At 37.8% G+C, this 17,720-nt stretch carries 16 protein-coding genes and 1 pseudogene; 5 read left to right on the top strand and 12 right to left on the bottom strand.

Annotated elements, in window-relative coordinates:
- Window positions 1-408: 408 nt before the first annotated feature.
- From ACPW7N_RS19760 to sstT, 3 genes are all read right to left on the bottom strand, one after another.
- Window positions 409-1,830, bottom strand: a complete 1,422-nt coding sequence (locus ACPW7N_RS19760; RefSeq protein WP_425652881.1) for a SpoVR family protein — start codon at window positions 1,828-1,830, stop codon at window positions 409-411.
- 132 nt (window positions 1,831-1,962) lie between these two features.
- On the bottom strand, window positions 1,963-3,705 hold the full coding sequence (locus tag ACPW7N_RS19755; RefSeq protein ID WP_425652880.1) for an Ig-like domain-containing protein: 1,743 nt from the start codon (window positions 3,703-3,705) through the stop codon (window positions 1,963-1,965).
- A gap of 235 nt (window positions 3,706-3,940) precedes the next feature.
- A complete protein-coding gene (sstT, locus tag ACPW7N_RS19750; protein WP_425652878.1) occupies window positions 3,941-5,179 on the bottom strand; it encodes a serine/threonine transporter SstT in 1,239 nt (412 codons plus the stop codon).
- 596 nt (window positions 5,180-5,775) lie between these two features.
- Here sstT and ACPW7N_RS19745 point away from each other — a divergent pair.
- The gene (locus tag ACPW7N_RS19745) at window positions 5,776-7,797 is read left to right on the top strand and encodes an RCC1 domain-containing protein (RefSeq protein ID WP_425652877.1); all 2,022 of its coding nucleotides are present in this window, start codon (window positions 5,776-5,778) and stop codon (window positions 7,795-7,797) included.
- A 278-nt stretch (window positions 7,798-8,075) separates the two neighbouring features.
- Here the strand turns inward: ACPW7N_RS19745 and ACPW7N_RS19740 are convergent, their stop codons facing one another.
- The 5 genes from ACPW7N_RS19740 to ACPW7N_RS19720 form a co-directional block, all read right to left on the bottom strand.
- Window positions 8,076-8,369: a hypothetical protein gene (locus ACPW7N_RS19740; protein WP_425652876.1), complete on the bottom strand. Its 294-nt coding sequence runs from the start codon at window positions 8,367-8,369 to the stop codon at window positions 8,076-8,078.
- Between the two features lie 18 nt (window positions 8,370-8,387).
- Window positions 8,388-9,218, bottom strand: coding sequence for a hypothetical protein (locus ACPW7N_RS19735; protein ID WP_425652875.1), 831 nt, complete (start codon window positions 9,216-9,218; stop codon window positions 8,388-8,390).
- A gap of 258 nt (window positions 9,219-9,476) precedes the next feature.
- Window positions 9,477-10,943, bottom strand: coding sequence for a hypothetical protein (locus ACPW7N_RS19730; protein WP_425652874.1), 1,467 nt, complete (start codon window positions 10,941-10,943; stop codon window positions 9,477-9,479).
- A gap of 84 nt (window positions 10,944-11,027) precedes the next feature.
- Entirely contained in the window at window positions 11,028-11,675 is a 648-nt protein-coding gene (locus ACPW7N_RS19725; protein ID WP_425652873.1) for a hypothetical protein, read from the bottom strand.
- Window positions 11,676-11,738: 63 nt separating this feature from the next.
- Window positions 11,739-12,482, bottom strand: a complete 744-nt coding sequence (locus tag ACPW7N_RS19720) for a hypothetical protein (protein ID WP_425652872.1) — start codon at window positions 12,480-12,482, stop codon at window positions 11,739-11,741.
- 347 nt (window positions 12,483-12,829) lie between these two features.
- Between ACPW7N_RS19720 and ACPW7N_RS19715 the strand changes: the two genes are divergently transcribed.
- Window positions 12,830-13,282 (top strand): hypothetical protein, encoded by a 453-nt coding sequence (locus ACPW7N_RS19715; protein ID WP_425652871.1) that lies wholly within the window; start codon window positions 12,830-12,832, stop codon window positions 13,280-13,282.
- A 35-nt stretch (window positions 13,283-13,317) separates the two neighbouring features.
- On the top strand, window positions 13,318-13,791 hold the full coding sequence (locus ACPW7N_RS19710; protein ID WP_425652870.1) for a hypothetical protein: 474 nt from the start codon (window positions 13,318-13,320) through the stop codon (window positions 13,789-13,791).
- 36 nt (window positions 13,792-13,827) lie between these two features.
- Here the strand turns inward: ACPW7N_RS19710 and ACPW7N_RS19705 are convergent, their stop codons facing one another.
- The 3 genes from ACPW7N_RS19705 to ACPW7N_RS19695 are packed head-to-tail and all read right to left on the bottom strand — an operon-like array spanning window position 13,828 to window position 15,515.
- Window positions 13,828-14,619, bottom strand: a complete 792-nt coding sequence (locus ACPW7N_RS19705) for a barstar family protein (protein WP_425652869.1) — start codon at window positions 14,617-14,619, stop codon at window positions 13,828-13,830.
- A gap of 31 nt (window positions 14,620-14,650) precedes the next feature.
- A complete protein-coding gene (locus tag ACPW7N_RS19700; protein WP_425652868.1) occupies window positions 14,651-15,043 on the bottom strand; it encodes a hypothetical protein in 393 nt (130 codons plus the stop codon).
- A 58-nt stretch (window positions 15,044-15,101) separates the two neighbouring features.
- Window positions 15,102-15,515: a RidA family protein gene (locus tag ACPW7N_RS19695; protein ID WP_425652867.1), complete on the bottom strand. Its 414-nt coding sequence runs from the start codon at window positions 15,513-15,515 to the stop codon at window positions 15,102-15,104.
- A gap of 184 nt (window positions 15,516-15,699) precedes the next feature.
- Here ACPW7N_RS19695 and ACPW7N_RS19690 point away from each other — a divergent pair, with 184 nt between their 5' ends.
- The gene (locus ACPW7N_RS19690; RefSeq protein WP_425652866.1) at window positions 15,700-16,239 is read left to right on the top strand and encodes a hypothetical protein; all 540 of its coding nucleotides are present in this window, start codon (window positions 15,700-15,702) and stop codon (window positions 16,237-16,239) included.
- 84 nt (window positions 16,240-16,323) lie between these two features.
- Window positions 16,324-16,722, top strand: a complete 399-nt coding sequence (locus ACPW7N_RS19685; RefSeq protein WP_425652865.1) for a hypothetical protein — start codon at window positions 16,324-16,326, stop codon at window positions 16,720-16,722.
- A 38-nt stretch (window positions 16,723-16,760) separates the two neighbouring features.
- On the opposite strand, the pseudogene ACPW7N_RS19680 reads toward ACPW7N_RS19685, so the two are convergent.
- Window positions 16,761-17,287 (bottom strand): annotated as a pseudogene (locus tag ACPW7N_RS19680) (GNAT family N-acetyltransferase).
- Window positions 17,288-17,720: the final 433 nt, after the last annotated feature.

Below are 17,720 nucleotides of genomic sequence, written 5' to 3'. Positions count from 1 at the left end.
ACAATTCACTTGGCTAGTGTTTTGATTCACTATAAAACGCTTTATTGTTCAGTTTTCAAAGAGCATTTAGTTTATTCATCAACCACCTTGTTTGAGAGGCGGAGTTATAATATATCATGTTTCGTTCTATCATTTCAACCCACAATATTTGGTAGGTTCGCCACTCGATCGCTAGAAATTCAGTTCAAGAATCTCTTACTCTCGTTGGCCGGAAGAACAATATATCATGTTTGTCTTCCATAACTCAACCATCAATATATGGTAAAACCCACTTGGTTATACTAGCACCTCGTGGGTGGATTTATAATCTATCATACTTGTTCTAGAGAAGCAAAGGTAGTTTATGGGAAAAATACACAAAAAACAAAAAGGCCATCCCGCTTATCTTCGGAATAGCCTATAACCATCTTACAAAAACCGCCGATTCACTTTCTTGCCATCGTAGCTGAACAACACCGGGCGCTCTTCCAACACAGACTCCAGATGCACCTGTTTGCCCCAAATCTGATGCACATACGGCAGTGTTTTCTCAATATACTTCACATCCAGCTCAAGCCCTTCGAAGTTGTGCTTGAGATATAGCTCTCCGTTCCGTAAATAATCGCCATCCTGCACGACCATATACGGAAAGCCACCGTTCACGCGGGAAGTAACAAGCTGGTCACGCACCTGCTCCCACGCCTTCTCCATAACCTGCCACTCATTGCCCTGCTTGCCAAACAGGTACAAGTCGAGATTGCTGACGAGATCCTTGGTCAAGTAGTTACGCAAAAAACTGATGTCCCCATCCTGCTCTCGCACCTCATAGATTTTGGCCCGGCCTTGCCCTGGCTTGCGACCAAAACGCTCCTGCTCTTCTTTGGTCGGACTATCCCAACGCCGTTCGATGTCTTCTAAGATTTTAAGCCCGAGATGGTACGGATTGATGCTGGTCGGAGATGGCTGGATAACGGATGCATGTAGTCTGGCGAATTCGATGGTTTCTTCCTCCGTCAGATCCATTTCACGCAGGATGCGGCAGTGCCAGTAGGAGGCCCAGCCTTCGTTCATGATCTTGGTCTCAATCTGCGGCCAAAAGTAGAGCATCTCATCACGCATGATGGTCAAAATATCACGTTGCCACTCTTTCAAGATCGGGCTGTACTCCTGTAAGAACAGAAGCAAATCCTTCTCGGGTTGTGGCGGAAATTTTGGAACGGATTTTGGCTGTTCCGTCGGTTTGTTTATTTGGTCCAGCTTCCAAAGATCATCGTATCGTGATGTATATCCACCTCGACCTGACTCACTGGAACTCGCCCCCTCCTGCCTGTTCCAGCGCAGCTTGGAACGATACAGACTCGGATCAATGTGCTCTTGAATAGCCAAGCAAGCATCCAGGAAATTCTCTACGTCCTCTTTTCCATACTTGATCTCGTATTGTCGAATTCGTTCAGAGCTGGCAGCCATCGTCTCCACCATGTCCCGGTTGGTGTTGGAGAACCGCACGTTGTTTTTGAAAAAGTCGCAGTGCCCCAACACGTGTGCAACGATCAGCTTGTTTTGAATCAGGCTGTTGCCATCCAAAAGAAATGCGTAGCACGGATTCGAGTTGATCACAAGCTCATAAATTTTGCTTAGATTGAGATCGTATTGCAGTTTCATGCGGTAAAAGGACTTCCCAAAGCTCCAATGCGAAAACCTCGTAGGCATTCCATACGCACCGAATGTATAAATAATATCGGCTGGACATATTTCGTAGCGCATCGGGTAAAAATCCAATCCAAAGCCTTTGGCTATCTCGGTGATCTCATCAATGGCAGTTTCTAGCTGCTTACGCTCATCATTTGTCATCGCCGCTTCCCCCTTCATACCTAACTTACTTATTTATATGAAGGACGTGGAAAAGGAACGACTTGAAATTGTGGCTGCTTGTCTGTAATTAAATACAATAATTCTTCTAAAACCCTTTTTTGGGTTCACCAATTATTTAACGGATATATTAATTGACACTTGAAAATCCTTGTACTTTCCTTTTATTTTAGTAGATCCTTTACTTAAAGAAACAACTGAGTCTTTGTCTATTCTACAAATTTTAGGATTCAAAGTAACAAACTCTGACTCCTTTGTTATATCCTTCTTTGAATTATCTTCCAATACTGCATATAAGATTAATTGAGCACTTTCACCTTTTTTTATCGCTATCTTCTTCTTTGAAAATTCCAATCTTTGTATCTTTTCTTCTTCCACTTGGATTTGGGTTGAAGTCCATTGGCCATCATAATAGACTGACAATTTTGTAGTTCCCTTTTTTTGCCCAATTAACCGATCACCGAAAACTCTTACTATTTCTTTATCTTGAATAGAGTAGGTCGCAAACGGCGAAATTGTTTTTTTCGTACCATCTGTAAGATTTGCAACTACTTTAACAGTTTTGGGTTCATTTACTTTTAGTTTAATTTCTTCATTTTTTATAGAAATAGAATTAACACTAGCTTCTGTTGTAAATGACCATTCATAGTTGATTTTCTTTTTATTTTTTCCTTCTGGATCCGTGATTTGATCAGCCGAAAATTTAACTTGATAAAGTGTAGATTCTTGCAACGGCCTTTTGGGTATTATGAAGAATCTATCTTGATCTTGGTATTTAGAAGTGATCGAATCTACTAAATAGAATGGTATATCCTTTTCCTTATTCCTCTTCTTTTCCTTGAGCACGGCTTTAATATTTTTTAGAGTATATGTATTACTTACCCAAACCGAAATTGGATAGCCAACCTCTATTCCATCAATTCCATAGTATTCAAGTGGGTTAGGACTTTCAGCAACAAACCACTTTGATTTAGCATTGCGTTGATTAGGGTATGGATAGACAATATACTGAAATTTTGGTTTGTAGTTTTCGAAATGCTTATATGCGTAATCAACAACTGTTGATCCATATGTTCCTGGATTAAAACCTATTCCTACTTCATTAGTTCCAGATATTAATGGATCACGATGAAAAGGAGCATCAATTAAATTGTCTATTCCCTCAGTTATTCCACCATGGCTAAATGAAATTCCCTCACCCGAAAAGCTATGACCACCAAACGCCTGAACCCGATCGTAAGCACTCTCACCGGTATAACCTTCTTTTGTTTTTTCCTCATGATGTCCAGATGTTTGATTCATTTGAAGATAATTGCTATGTGCCTGTGCGGCCATATTTAACTTTTCATTTTTTTGAAAATAAGATTCTTTGTTAAATCCCATTTCTTTCTTAATGTTATTAATATAATTGATTGCTTCATCTTGCATTTCATATAATAATTCTCTATTTTTATTCTCGTACGGATTTATAGTAGGTTTTTTTACAATTTTTAGATGCTCAGAGTCAGTAAACCCCAAATCCGGAAGACCATAAAAAGCAGTGATATCGGTCATTCCTTCTTCTTTTGCAACAATTTTATTGCCGATAACCTCCACTCTTTTTTTACTATTCCACCACTCGACTTTATCTGTAATATCTTTTGTTTCTCCGTTTAAATAAGTGGCTATTACACTAACCTCATGTTCTTCACCTGTTAAGAGAGTCAATATCCCTTCATAATCTTTTTTTATAACAATTTCAATTCCCTTCATATATCTTACATCTTCATTAGCAGATACAAGTGAAGTAGAACTATTAAAGGTAATTTGCAACATTAATACAAACATCATAAGGAACAACAGAAAATTTCTCTTCATTGGTTTCCCCTACTTATTATAAATTCATATTTTTAATGTTTTTGCTTTTCCTACTATAGGATAACTGGCAAAATTCTTCAATTTTTTTAGGTAAAGGAACAAATTCATTTACTTCATATAGTAACTATTTGCAACAAAAAAAAAATTATTGATTCCAGAAAAAAACTGCACCTTCCATTGTTAGACCAGTCTAACAATTGGGGTGCAGTTCAATCGGTTTAAAAGTTTTTCTTCTTTATGCTACTTTGTTGATGCTTATTTGTTTTCCTTCTTTACGTCTCTCTCTAAATTCAGCCGCTGCTGTGAAAAGAACGTCTGTAGAAGAGTTGAGTGCCGTTTCAAAAGAGTCTTGTAAAACACCAATGATAAAGCCAACTCCGACTACTTGCATCGCAACGTCATTTGGAATACCGAATAAGCTGCATGCTAGAGGAATCAGTAATAAAGATCCGCCAGCCACCCCTGAAGCACCGCAAGCACAGATAGCTGATACTACGCTAAGAATGATGGCGGTAGGGATATCTACTTGAATACCAAGTGTATGAACCGCAGCAAGAGTCAAAACAGAAATGGTAACGGCTGCACCAGCCATATTGATGGTAGCCCCTAATGGAATCGATACGGAATAACTATCTTTATCCAAACCTAAATTTTCACATAATTTCATATTCACAGGAATATTAGAAGCTGAGCTTCGAGTAAAGAATGCTGTAATGCCGCTTTCCTTAATGCATTTAAAAACAAGCGGGAAAGGGTTTTGTCTTATGGCTGAAAACACAATGATTGGATTAACAACCAGTGCCACAAAGAGCATACAACCAATTAAAACAGCAAGTAATTTCGCATAGCCTAGTAACGCATCAAGTCCATTTGCAGTTATGGAATCAAATACTAGACCCATGATTCCTAATGGTGCACACTTAATGACCCAAGTAACCAATTGAGAAACCGCATCTGAAAAATTAGAAATCATCGTTTTTGTCGTATCAGCGGCATTTCTTAATACCAGACCAAGAAGTACTGCCCAAGCTAAAATACCGATATAATTTGCATTGCCAATTGCTTGAACTGGGTTATCAACCACATTCAGCAGCAATGTTTTGATAACCTCAACAACACCGCCAGGAGGCGTCACACCCTCAGCTCCCTTTGTGAGCGTTATGCTTACAGGGAAAATAAAGCTTACAATTACGGCGATTAATCCCGCTAAAAAGGTTCCTAAAAGGTATAGGACGATGATGGATTTCATATTCGTTTGGTGACCACTCTTGTGTTGGGCGATAGCTGACATAACCAAGAAGAGTACCAACACTGGTGCGATTGCTTTCAATGCCCCTACAAACAAAGAGCCAAAAATTACAATAGGTTTTGCTACTTCGGGAATCGTTACAGCCAGGATAATTCCAATAATCAAACCTATAATGATTTGTTTTACCAGACTCAAACGACTCCACTGTTTCAGTAAGCTTTTCATAGATGCCCCCCACTAGATTAAGATTAATTTAGTAACATCGTTACTATCGAGCGATACACTTCTCATAATCACAGTCCACTCGATAAATACAAATGTCTTTATATAAATACTATAATAATAACTTTTTTGATATTGTTCAAAGGAAAGATTATTTACGTATCAATATTTTTTTACAAACAATTATATTTTCAAAATATATTTCTCTGGAATAAGGAGCTTTATGGATTTACCCACATCCCATCGAATCATGATTTCTCCTACCTTTTTTCTTTAAAAAACTTATTTTTTAATAAATCAAAATTATTAAAATTTTCATTCCTCTCCAAGGAATTTATAATCTCAGCTTTAGAAACTACTACATTTGTATGATCAGACTGTTTGCACAGCGCTTGCAGGTCATCGCCCAAAGAGCTGGTGATTTGTAGTACGTACTACAGAACAGGGTAGAAAAATATGGTACTTTGTATTAGCAGATCCCCCCAACACTCATTCAAGGAGAACTTTTTTATCATGAACGGGAAAGTTGATAGGCTTTTTGAAGCTATTAATTAATAGTCGACCAGAGTCGAAGTATTAACAGAAGAGGAGAAAATACAATGCGAAGCCAACGTTTTTCGAGATTTCTTGTATCATTCACACTTTTAGCAACACTGCTACCATTGAATTCAGTGGGAGCTGCGACAGCGAATAGCGCTCCACAAATTGATGCAGGAAGAGATTTCAGTATTGCGCAAGCAGCAGATGGTACCGTTTGGACATGGGGAAGTAATAGTAACGGTCAACTTGGAGACGGGACAACAACAGAAAAACTCACCCCGTCACAGATAGCCAATCTTACGGGTGTAGTCGATGTTTCCGCAGGAGAAAACCATACGTTAGCGGTAAAAAATGATGGCACCGTATGGGCGTGGGGGTCCAACAGCCATGGACAACTGGGAGATGGTACTGCACTGGACCACCACTCCCCCAATAAAGTAAAAAATCTTGATCACGTTGCATCAGTTGAAGCGGGCGGCAATCTTTCGATGGCGATTAAAGAGGATGGAACGCTTTGGGCATGGGGCAACAATAACTATTACCAGCTTGGAGACGGAACTCAAGCGAATCGTGCACTCCCTGTTCAAGTCAAAGGCATGACGAACGTAAAATCAGTTACTTTGGGAATGTTTAATACACTCATCCTCAAAAATGACGGAACGGTCTGGTCTATTGGTGCTAACGAGAGTGGTCAAATTGGTGATGGGACCTATGACAGAGCCAAGCAATTTATGCAGGTCAAAGGATTAACCAATATTGTGGACATCGCTATCGGAGGCAGCCATGCTCTTGCGCTGAAAAAGGATGGCACCGTATGGGCATGGGGACGAAATGCCGACGGTCAAGTGGGAGACGGGACATCTAAGTCGAGAAACCAACCCGTCCAGGTTGCAGGAATTACCAATGTAGTAGCAGTAGGTGCTGGTGACCAATCCAGCTATGCAGTTGGATCAGATGGTACTCTCTGGAGCTGGGGTGGCAACTATCTAGGAAAGCTTGGCCTCGGTACAGATAAAATAGGCTCGCAACACTCGCCAATGATTGCTGGTGGATTAACAGACGTAGAAACTATTGATGGTGGATTATTACATGCAACTGTCCTGAAAAAGGATGGTACTGTATGGGGCATGGGGAAGAACACGAACGGGCAACTAGGGAACGGTGGCCGCAAAGAGTCTTATCATCCCATTCCAGTGGGTGAACTTGTGATTGGTAACGTGCAAACACCATCGACGCCAACAACTCCGACGACGCCTACTACACCTACGATACCAGCAAACGGTTTGGCTGTCACAGGAACAGCTGCCAAGGTTCTGGTTTCCAAAGCAAAACCATATGCATACGCAACTGTTATGAATGTATCTGATTCCCAAGTTCACTCAAACTTCGGTTCAGTAATTACCAATGAAAGAGGAGAAGCCGCCTTTACTGGCCTCCCTGCAGGTAAATACTATGTAATCGAATCGGCAAATGGAGTCATCACAAAAGAATCGCCTATCGTGGAAGTCACGAACGAAAAAACTGCGAACCTAATTGACGAAAGCAAATTAAAATTTAGAACAGTTGTTAGACCCCATCTAAGAGAGGTAGAACAGGTAAACAATTCAATCAGTTCCTTTTATGTAGACTCCAAAACAAAGGAAGCTACACTTAAATCCGGGAATAAGTCTTTCGCATTAAATCTGGATGTGAAAAATCCGGAGTCAACCTCTTACATTCTTATGCACGAATTAAAATACATCATGAAAACAGCGACCGTGGTTGCTTCCTCAGCAAATGGGGATAAACACACCGTCATCAAGCAGATTGATAACGATTTAATCGATGACAAGTCTGTAGTAGCCACAAAAAATGGTAATTATCTGGTCATGAAAGGAAAACTGAAGTCCACCACAGATAAGAATCGCCTCTCCTTCTATTTTCTTCAGGGTGGTGCCGTAACCAAGATCGACCCTGGCTTTAAACCTTCAAGTAAAGTCGATTTTGAATTTGCTATTTCAACTGGTTATAATCCATCAGAGATTTTATTAATTGCTGTGCAAGACGATGGAACCTTTGAAGTCATCCATCCTATTCCGTAAATCTGATACCATGAATAATAAAGTAGCGACCTTTCTCCGGAATGAAATCGGAGATTGGTCGCTTTTTTGGAATGAGTTTTTGCCCCTGATACTCCCTTTCCGATGAGGTTATACTAAGTTAGCTACTATGGAAAAAAATATCAGCGAAAGAGAAAACAGAAGTGGGGCTAGTCCTAGCATTCATAGGTCTTGAAAAAATGATGCTTTTCCAGAAAGTGTACTCGTATTCAAATTGGAAGTTAGTCTATGGAGGTGTTATCTTAAATAGTGGTGCTCTCTTAAATAATCGTAACTGTAGCAATGTCCTTTCCAGACCAAAGTGTAAAGGTATAATCTTTTTTAAGTAAATGCCATGGTGCCTCATCAACAATAAAAGCTACATCAGCAAATGTATCCCATGTGCCATTAATATGACTTGTAATCCTAACTAGTACGGTCCAGGTATCTCCATAAATTCTGTTTCCCCTTATCTCTCCCGTATTCATTACAATGTCTCGGATCCATTCATTAGTTGGTAAGTTACTTGGGTCTATATCCCAATTAATCATTGCTTTAGCTGATTTCCTATCCACATGATCCCCCTGTTCAGTTTAATTCATAGGAATAGTAACAGAAAAATAGTCACTTGCTTTTCCAGGAAAGGGATTCCCTTCAGCATCTGCAAATAATAAACCTGTAATCTTCATTTCTAAAGGGTTCCCCTTAACGTCAGGATAGTAAAAATAAAACTCTTTCGATTCAAGTGGCTTCAATGAATCCTTAAGGAAAAAAGAGTACTGATTCTTATCCGTGATCAACTTTACAACAGCAGCATTTCCACTTCCTATTAAAATGGTCCGATCTGTATTTTCATTTGTCCACATAAATTGATAGTTAAGTCCATTCTCAGTCTCTTCTTTTATAAATTGGTTAAATCTGATTCCATTTGTTTTGTAATCTATTTCAAGTGATTGCTGATTCACCGCACCAAAAGATGAGCTAAGCTTCCATTTGCCATTTTCAAGTTCAACCATATAATTTTCTCTAGCGTCTTTCATTTCTCCGTCAATGCTGACATTGACTTTAATATCAGCAATAAAGTGTTTATCATCCTGATAGCCTAGATTAATAATTGAATACTGTAAATCCTCTACCGTGTGAGCGGCATCAAAATCCTTTCTAGCCCCTACAAAATCTTCAGGTGTACCTTGTGTCAGTTGATAATCTCGCTGCGAAATAAGTGAGGCCGCAGTATCATAATCTTTTCTTGCAATCGCATCATAAAAACCAGTTACGGCCATTTTGGCTTCTTCTCTTAGTTGTTGAATCCGATTTTCTTTTTGTACTGGTTCCTGTTTCGTTCCTTCTACTATTGAACTGACTTGTTGGCCACAGCCCGTTAATAAAAATATCAAAATAAGTACAATAAAATTACCTCGCAAAACTGTCACCTCATGTTTAACAATCTAAAAATTTATCATTATATCTTGTAGTTTTCATATGGTACTAGCGTTCTCCCAAGCTGTTTTTCAATAAGGTATGAGCACTCTAGAGTTTTAGGACCCATATAGCTTATTCCCCGGACTAGTATTTCTGTTTCATCGCCTAACATGGCTAATATTGTTACAGATAGTACATTTACTAAATCTGAATTTTCGCTTGTGGCAAGTTCCTCTAAAAAATTAACTCATCATTATCCCTTACTTTGCTTTATAGTGTATTTCAAATAACCGAATCATACTCTTTTCCTTACCAGAGTCCCACTTATCACCATTCCAAGTAACAAAACATAGATTACCCTCATTGTTTAGGAAATGATCCTGTATTTTCCCTTTTAATTTATGTCGTGAAATAATATCGAAGTTTGCATTTAATATTTCTACTGTTGAACCTTTCTTGATCACAACGTTTTCTTGTTGATCAACACTAATAAATTCGAAATAATCAAGATATTTGTTCGTTCTATGCATCTTAAGAGAATTCGTATCGAAATTTCTAATTTGTTTCTGAAATATATTAAAGTATAATAAGCCCGTTCTCTTATCTAACATTGAATCATAGCTTACGTCATCCAAAATAAATTCAGAGATAATCTCGAGCTGGTCGTTTAAACAATAAAGCGTATTCACTCTATTACTATTGTTTCTGTTTACATAAAAAATTCTTCCTTGATCATTAAAATGGATGGTTCTCCAGTAGCAGTTTCCCCAAGGTAATGCCAGCTTTGCAACAATTTCACCGTTTTGATCAAGTTTTACAATATCCGACGATTCTCTATTTTCATCTGAAATGTCACAATGTAAATAAATATATTCGTTATGTAAAACTGGACCTGCTTTCAAATAATGAAAGTTAAATTCCCATAATCGATTTCCATTAGTATTGCTCACATAAAGTACGTCGCCTTTTTTATACAGAGGGGTCCCATCAGAAAAGGTACCCAAATGTTCTGTTGGAGGCCACTCATCCTCTCGGGAACTCGTTAAATGAAGTGTTCCATCTTGCTGTAATTCATATAATGGTCCATTTAATAGGAATCTCCCTTCTTCATTCGGCAATATGTATCCTTCTCTTCTTTCAGGCATTCCCTCAAATTCCGTTATAAGCTTCACCTTTGTTCGATTATTAATTTTATTAGTTGTCCTCAATTCATTTATGTATTCTGATACTATCGATAAATTACGTGTTCTATAAAACTGCTCTTCTCCATGGTCGTTTACATATTCTGATTTGATCCAAAGGCAAACTCCGAAAAGATTTTCTAACAATGAAATTTTTCTCTCAAGGTTTTCACACTTTAGAATATCTTTTAACAAACCAGCATCATTTTCTTCTAGTTCCAGTATCTCCACAAATTTATAGGCATTACCTGCCTTGGCCTCATAACCATATGCATTATCAGAAACATGGGTGGTTACTGTCTTACCTGCTTTAAAGAGATTTAATACCAAAACATCATCGTCATAATATCCAACTGATAATACTGGATGAGCGATCTCCTTAGAGAGTTTAAGAGCCGCATCTTCAATATTTCCGATGTGAAAGTCCTCATGCAGTATAGTGATCCAGCCTTCTGATAGCCGCTTGATGATGTAACCAGGTGGTAGATCGATTAAAAAATCCGCATTTCGTTGCTTTATTTGAAGGTTAGCAAATTTTGTTCCCATTAGTGATCCCCCCTAATTTATGACTTTGATTTTCAAATTAATTCACCTGATATTATTTTGTGTTAGGCACAGCACTGAACATCACTAATACAGTATTTTTCTCAAATCAATATCTCTATAATTCTCTAAGAGAATCGGTTTATTTTTAATGACTTCTTTATCATCCGCTAACATGCAGCCTTTGACTGTACCATGATAATGAATTAAGAAATCCTGCTCGGTAAACGTTCTCTCTCTTCTTGAAGTCATTGAACAATCATTTTTCCCATTTATTCGAATTCTTACTTTTTGATCTTGGCTCATTGTTGTTATCAAGAAATTGTCCCTTTTTGGAATGCCGACGTCCCATATGTCATATGCAAGATAAATTGGTAACGGATCTTGCACAAAAAATTTTAGCATTCCAAAGTTCACTTGATGATGTTTTGCCAATAAATAATGGTTATTGATGCGTGCTCTCTGTTTAACTGAAACTCCATAGGGAAGAGAATATTCATTGTGATAGTCAGTAATTATGATAAGATCACATTTATCAACAATATCTATAGGCGTAGACTTCTTGGGCAGAAAGAGAGTCTGTTGATCTACAAATCCTGCATTAGATTTTACTGTTTGTGGCCAATGAAACTTTGAAGAATTATGACTCTGAAAACCTCTCTCGTCCTTGCTGTAAACTACCCGATTGTAGAAGATTTCAAGAACATGCTTTTCCTTGCCAAAAATCGCATCCATTAATTACACCCTCTTAAAGACTCATATAACCTCTGGCGCCTTCACATGTTGTTAATCATATATTTATAGCTCTAATAACTTCTGCTTTACCTTAGTCCGAAGACTATCATCATTTTCCAAAAAACTCACCTCATCCAAAAGCCTAACAGCTTCTTCTTTCTTGCCTATTTTGGCGTACAAAAAAGCCAGTACATACTTCGGTGGAGGGTAATGAATATTGTATACGTTTATCGTGTCTTCCTGATACGCTTGTTTCTCTGCTATTTCAATTATGCTAGATAGATCCTTCGCTTTTTCATACCATTCTTTTATGAGTGGTACTTCTTTGTTTACTAGTTTTATCATAGTCTCTTCCGCATTTTTGCTAATATGAGAGGTAACTCCAAAACCATCAACTAACTTGCCTTTAATAAAAGAACTCTTATAGCCCTCAGTCCATTCGAATAAGTGTACTCTTGCCGTTTTTCCTGTACGTTGATAAACCAGTCTATTTCCCGATGGTATAAGGAGAAAATCAAGGGCTACACCCCAACTTAACGTTCCTCTCCCCTTTAGTAAGGTATATTGAACGACTTTTCTTATGCCTTCGCTATTTGTTTCACCGATCCAACAGTAATCTCTCTCTCTATGTAGTTCTAATTCATTTAGAGCTGGAGTCAAATACTGATTTAATAGAAGTGATAGCTGTTCCTTGTTAAGTAAATCTCCCTGGTCTTGATAATAAACAACGTCAACTTTCACCCCGAGCTTTTTGCTGAGTTGCTTTGCTCTTATTTTATCAAGGAGCTTTGCGTACAATTTAAACATAGGATCACCCCGGAAAATTCTAATCTTCCCCAGCACATTGTGGTATATTGATATCCATAAACAAACTATAAAGGTATTATTTATGAAAACCACCTGTTTCTAGGTGATATTTTACAAACAATCAGTTTTTATAGTTGAGAGTACGATCACTCTTTCTATATATTTCTTATGAATCCAAAGGATGATATATCATGGCGTATATTGTTGGATTTATCATTTGGGTTTTTCTCGTAGGAGTAAGTATTAATCTTTGCGTAAATGCTAAAGGCTTTTTTAGTTTGATAGATCTTTATCTTCCACTGGTCGCCGCATTTAAAAAGAAAAAAATATAAATTATAGGTGATGGAATGGCTTTAACTCATGAGTTTCTGCTAATTAAAAAAGAAATAATGGTTGACCAGGGGTTTTACTTTTCTCCAATGTACGAAGAGATGGTTACGGTACACGACGACTTAATTCTGTACATTTCTGACTCGTTAGTCTGGTTGCCTACATATAACCCTTCAAAAAAGGAATTCCAATCAGGTCTTTCCTATCACGGAGTCACTATTATTCAAGACCAAGGTGCTACCCTCTTGAAGAACATTTGTCATTCCTGGTACGAATTGTTCTTACTTGCTCCCCAGACTTTTGCACTCACTGGTTCATACACTTGGAAGAATGATGAGGGTATAGAGTCTGTAGAATATGAGAGGATTCATTGTGAGAGAAATCAATTAACTACCCTACTAAAAAACTTAGCAACCCTTGCTGATAGAGCTTCTGCCAATGATTACTGTATTTTGCATAAAGGACTATAACCATATTTTTCAATCTGCTCGAAACTGGGGGATATATGAAAAAACAAAGAGGAAAGAAAAGATACTACAAAAATTTATGGAATCGAGTTTCTAATTTTGATTTGGCCTTAACCGATGACTCCTGGTTTGATATGTGGCATACACATTTAGATCGGACTGCTAGAGGTACTACCGGGAGAAAACCCAGAATTCAGCATATAAAAGCACATTTTTCTTTACACGATCAATTCTTAACACAACTTCAATCTTTTTCTAAACCTTATCAAATCTGGTTAACCATTCATGAATTTGATTCGGGACAAGACGCAGTCTTCATCCATTCTCCCAACGAAAACCGAGACAATTTCCCTGTCATATTTAACCATGTAAAATGGGGTTGTCCTGTTCCTTCTTTTCTTCATGGTATATTCGACCTAGAGCTATACAATCTTGGATTTGCCGAATCAGACTATGACAATGAAAAGATATATTTTCTTTATTTAAAGAATGGCGGAAAGCCTTTATTGTAAAAAACAAAACGAGACATTGATTAACTGATGTCTCGTTTATCTTTTATAAACTACGATGAAGTTATCGTTAGGGTGACTTTGAGAATACTTGTTAAGTAATGTCTCTAGTATTTTCGCTTCTTCCGAAAAACGATTCTCTAAGACTCCCCATTGTGTAAAAGTCAATTTTCTAGGCATCTTTACAAGGCCAGTAATCGCATCCCAAAACGCATTCCAATTCATACCGTAAAAGTCAGGGAAATCCAACCCATTCTTCAACATTAGTTGAAGATCCGATATAGCAAAAACTTTAGAAACATCAATAATGACATGGTCTTTTCTCAGTTTAAGCTCAATTAGTGTTGGTTTATTCGGAACATAGTTAAGATCGAAGCATTCTGAATTTTTTCCGTTTTCCTTAAAGAATTCTTCAATTTCTGCTATTGAAGCATCTACATCTCCATAACCATCCAAAGCTACTTCAAGGTTACCTGTTATAACATATAAATAATCGTTCCATTTATGATGAGGATCAACGTGGTTCGACAATCGATATAGAAATTCACATGTCTCATGGAGGCTTAACTGTTTGTTTTTATAATTTTGATGGATCATCTCGACTATGATCTTAAGTGCTTCTTCTTGATCTATCCGATGACTTAACCTATGCAGCATCTCAGGAATATCCTCTACTTTTTTAACCATGGAAAGGTCAAATACGATTTCAGGAATGTCTGAACTTTCAAGGATAGTAATCACTTTATCAGCCCATGAAATGATGTACTCTTTCGTAAAGTAACCAATGGAAAAACCAATGTGGCATACTTTTGCTTCATACCCAATATTCAATTTTAATCACCACCAAATACTTAAATCTTACCTAGCCATTCAGTACAAACAGAGGTTGAAGCTTGTGAACGTCAAAAGTAGCAATGTTGAACAACTGCCCTTTCCATTCTGTGTTATAAACTTTGAATGCACCATTACTTATTAAATCTATAAATTTTTCCTTGGATAAACTAAGTTCTATACCATTCATGTACCCTTCACCATCTAAATCATTGCAATACTCCTGCTCACTCTCAATACCGACCACTAAATGATAGGGCTTGATCATTTGTTGCATACCCTCAAATAACCTACTTATTTCATTGTCAGTAATCAGTGGGATTTCGAGTAAACTTGGATCGATGTATTTACTTATTTTGTTTTCTTTGGCATCTATGTATGACATAAAATCAGTACTTGGTGGTTGTAAGTATACATATCCCATACTACAAAAAACATCACATGTGATGATAATAATAAACACTCCTAATCAAGGTAATGGTTTATTCTGTCTGACCTTTTACCGCCGCAACCGCTTCAAGTTCCACCAACTGATTCGGATATCCCAGTACCGTAACTCCAGATAGGGTGCTTGGGACGTCATGGTCACCAAACTCTTTTCTAATTGCCTTCCATGCGGTAACCAAATCGGACCGATCTTGAGAGGCTACGAGAACCCTCGTATATACTACATCATTCAGAGAAGCTCCACACTCCTTCAATGCTTCCTTGAGATTCTCTACACAAAGATATGCCTGACGCTCATAATCATTTACATCAAGTACTTCTCCGTCTTGATTAAGAGGACAGGCTCCAGCCATAAACAGTAAATCCAAGCCAGCAGGTACTCTACTTGCGTAGGCATAGTCAACGTCAGCTAAATTGGTAGAACGGATTAATGATATTTTCTTGTTCATTTTCGAATCATTCCTTTCAAAAAGTCGAAATACCTAATTATCCTTCTTTTGCATGTTCATCGATGGTTTCACGATGGCTAGCGAACGAAGGGTTCAATCATTCAGCGTGTTTGAGCTAGACTACTCATAGTACTGTGGTAAAATAATCCATGAATTCATATAACCAATGGTAAGGGGTTTTTGTATGAATAAAATTTTACTAGGAATTGGGTTTTTAATGTATTTACTACTTCCAGCACTAGCACAAATAGATAATGGAGCTACTATGAATGCTGTTGGCAAATACAAACCCCTAGAGTCTCAAAAGAACGCTCTACAATACCTTAGCTATATTTCTGAACATATCCATGAAGGTACTTTGGGCAGTGATATTCCTCTAAACATGACAAAGGAAGATGTGCAAAATAAATATGGTATAAAAGACGAGGAGATTACCTCAGCAACTTGGAATACTAGTTATTTCGATCGCAACGGATATCGATATTACCTTCAGAAACATAAAGGGAAGCAACTTCTTTTAACCATATCCGTTCAATTTGAACCTTTAACAAAAGAACAGATTTTTGAAATCTTCGGAAACAAGCCGTACTTAAACAGTAACGCATTAAACCAAATGGTGTATAAATTTGATGATTACTCGATAATGATTACTAACACCGACCCAAAAATCCGTGGTGTCTATAATCTTATTTTATTGTCGTCGGGTCCACCGAAGGAAAATTAAAGAGCAACATTTTGTTTCCCCCGTCCCAAAATGATATAATTTTCGATTAGATAGACTTGGAACAGAGGTGAAAATGTGAAAAACATGCGTTGGATTGTAACACTATTGGTTTTGATGCTCTTCGTGGCAGCATGTGGTGCTGGTAATGAAGTGACAATTCCTACTTATAAGGTAATCAAGTCAAAAAAGACACCAGCCTCATACATTGTCATGGTACAAACTTCAGTGGGGATTTCCGAAGAGCAAGTCAAACTGGTTTCAAAAGAAGTGATTGAAAAACAGGAAAAAAAAGCAAAGAAATATACGATTGAGTTTTATGAAAGAGAAGCCGATATCGCAGCAGGACCAACGATTGCGGCAGCACAAGCCGAAGTAAAAGAGGGTGCAGCAGTTGACCCGCAAACAATAACCGTGAAAATGGTTCCAGACGACGAGCGAAAAGCCATACAAGAAATGGTCGATCAAAAAAGGGTAACAAAATAGTGAATCGCCCCCTTCTGCATCAGGCAGGAGGGATTTTTTTATGGATTCCATCTTCCCATTACAATTGTATTGTAGTAATTACCGTCTGATAGAATTTTGTCATTTTTCAAGATACCTTCTAATTCGAAGCCCAGCTTTTTATAAAGACTGACGGCATTTTCATTCGTCTCTAACACATTCAACGTGATTTTTTTAATCCCATTGGTATCAGCCCAAACAATTGATTCTTTTAAGAGATTTTTCCCAATCCCGTATCCCCAAAAATCTTTTAATACACAAACTCCGAATTCTACTTTATGAGTCCTTCACATCTGGAAAACCCCACAATTCGATCTTGAACGACCGCTACTAAAAACAAGGTCCTGCTATTTTGGGTATCTGCTTTGATCAGTTGTTCAAAACCGAGGGCATCAATGAACCCCTCACCCTTTTCTCTGTCCAGATTTTCAGTCTCTCCATCAATTTGCAATCGTAGGTCAGACAGCTCTTTCGCATCGCTTTCGACAGCAGATCGCACAGTATAATTCAGCCTATTTACACAAAATTCTTGTTTGTTAACGATCATGCTATACCCCATTCATATGTAAATGTGTCATATTCTTTTGTTTTACGCTTTTTTGAAATATTGTATAAATATAGTATAGTTCATAATACCTTTTTAAAGGAAGTAAACTACAAGGGGAGCTTTCCCTTTGAGGGAGTTAGCAACCAGGAAGAGGCCGAGCAATATGTGAAAGAGCATCGTCTGGTCAACTGATCTATAGATTCCTGAACCGGATGTTGCTGAGTAGCGATGACTATTCTATCGGCTTGGAGCTGTTTTTTATTTTCAACTTAAACTCCACGAAATACCGAATGTATAAATAATTACGGCTGAACATATTTCATTTCCAACGACATATGAAGCAGGTTTTCGAGATATCTGGGGAACATGAAAATAGGAAGGACAACCAGACACGTACAGGAACTGCGTGTCTGGTTGTCCTCTGGAACACTTT

Origin of the sequence: Brevibacillus nigriterrae (genome assembly GCF_049846925.1) — a bacterium.
Taxonomy (GTDB): domain Bacteria; phylum Bacillota; class Bacilli; order Brevibacillales; family Brevibacillaceae; genus Brevibacillus_H.
The sequence above is the reverse complement of the archived record's forward strand: the minus strand, read 5'-3'. Positions and strand labels throughout refer to the sequence as shown.

What these genes read in the sequence shown, in the direction of transcription:
- ACPW7N_RS19760 (WP_425652881.1), bottom strand. Translation starts at nt 1,830, where the DNA reads ATGACAAATGATGAGCGTAAGCAGCTAGAAACTGCCATTGATGAGATC.
- ACPW7N_RS19755 (WP_425652880.1), bottom strand. Translation starts at nt 3,705, where the DNA reads ATGAAGAGAAATTTTCTGTTGTTCCTTATGATGTTTGTATTAATGTTG.
- sstT (WP_425652878.1), bottom strand. Translation starts at nt 5,179, where the DNA reads ATGAAAAGCTTACTGAAACAGTGGAGTCGTTTGAGTCTGGTAAAACAA.
- ACPW7N_RS19745 (WP_425652877.1), top strand. Translation starts at nt 5,776, where the DNA reads ATGCGAAGCCAACGTTTTTCGAGATTTCTTGTATCATTCACACTTTTA.
- ACPW7N_RS19730 (WP_425652874.1), bottom strand. Translation starts at nt 10,943, where the DNA reads ATGGGAACAAAATTTGCTAACCTTCAAATAAAGCAACGAAATGCGGAT.
- ACPW7N_RS19725 (WP_425652873.1), bottom strand. Translation starts at nt 11,675, where the DNA reads ATGGATGCGATTTTTGGCAAGGAAAAGCATGTTCTTGAAATCTTCTAC.
- ACPW7N_RS19720 (WP_425652872.1), bottom strand. Translation starts at nt 12,482, where the DNA reads ATGTTTAAATTGTACGCAAAGCTCCTTGATAAAATAAGAGCAAAGCAA.
- ACPW7N_RS19715 (WP_425652871.1), top strand. Translation starts at nt 12,830, where the DNA reads ATGGCTTTAACTCATGAGTTTCTGCTAATTAAAAAAGAAATAATGGTT.
- ACPW7N_RS19710 (WP_425652870.1), top strand. Translation starts at nt 13,318, where the DNA reads ATGAAAAAACAAAGAGGAAAGAAAAGATACTACAAAAATTTATGGAAT.
- ACPW7N_RS19700 (WP_425652868.1), bottom strand. Translation starts at nt 15,043, where the DNA reads ATGGGATATGTATACTTACAACCACCAAGTACTGATTTTATGTCATAC.
- ACPW7N_RS19695 (WP_425652867.1), bottom strand. Translation starts at nt 15,515, where the DNA reads ATGAACAAGAAAATATCATTAATCCGTTCTACCAATTTAGCTGACGTT.
- ACPW7N_RS19690 (WP_425652866.1), top strand. Translation starts at nt 15,700, where the DNA reads ATGAATAAAATTTTACTAGGAATTGGGTTTTTAATGTATTTACTACTT.
- ACPW7N_RS19685 (WP_425652865.1), top strand. Translation starts at nt 16,324, where the DNA reads ATGCGTTGGATTGTAACACTATTGGTTTTGATGCTCTTCGTGGCAGCA.